Source organism: Desulfonatronum sp. SC1, assembly GCF_003046795.1.
Classification (GTDB): domain Bacteria; phylum Desulfobacterota; class Desulfovibrionia; order Desulfovibrionales; family Desulfonatronaceae; genus Desulfonatronum.
In genome coordinates this window covers 1-443 of sequence record NZ_PZKN01000156.1, presented here as the reverse complement: position 1 = coordinate 443, position 443 = coordinate 1, and the positions used below count along the sequence as shown (strand labels likewise).

The window sequence follows — 443 nt, the reverse complement described above, 5'->3', positions numbered from 1 at the left end:
CTGAGAAACAGTGCATCGGTAACTCAAACAGGCGAACTAAACGATGCCTTTCTGGATCAGGATGGGGAAGACAATGTGGCTGCAATAACTCAAACCGGTGATTCTAACGATGCCAACCAAAGACAGGATGGTGATAACAATATGGCTTCGACAGTTCAAACCGGTTACAGAAACCATTCTTTTCAGTGGCAGGATGGCAATGATAACATGTCATCAACTACTCAATCCGGCAATAGAAATACATCATTGCAAGATCAGGATGGAAACAACAACCATGCATCTGTGACCCAAATAGGACAGTACAATTTGGCATCGCAAGACCAAAACGGAAACAACAATCAAGCAGTAGTTGAACAAGACGGTTACCGAAACCATGGCGACCAGGATCAGATTGGCACTTCAAACGAAGCACACATCCATCAGGTTGGCCTTAGAAACAGTGC

The 443-nt window shown here is 44.5% G+C and carries 1 protein-coding gene; it reads left to right on the top strand.

Annotation, left to right across the window (positions count from 1 at the left end):
• On the top strand, positions 1 to 443 hold a 443-nt coding region (locus C6366_RS21105), incomplete at both ends, for a hypothetical protein (protein ID WP_199221609.1).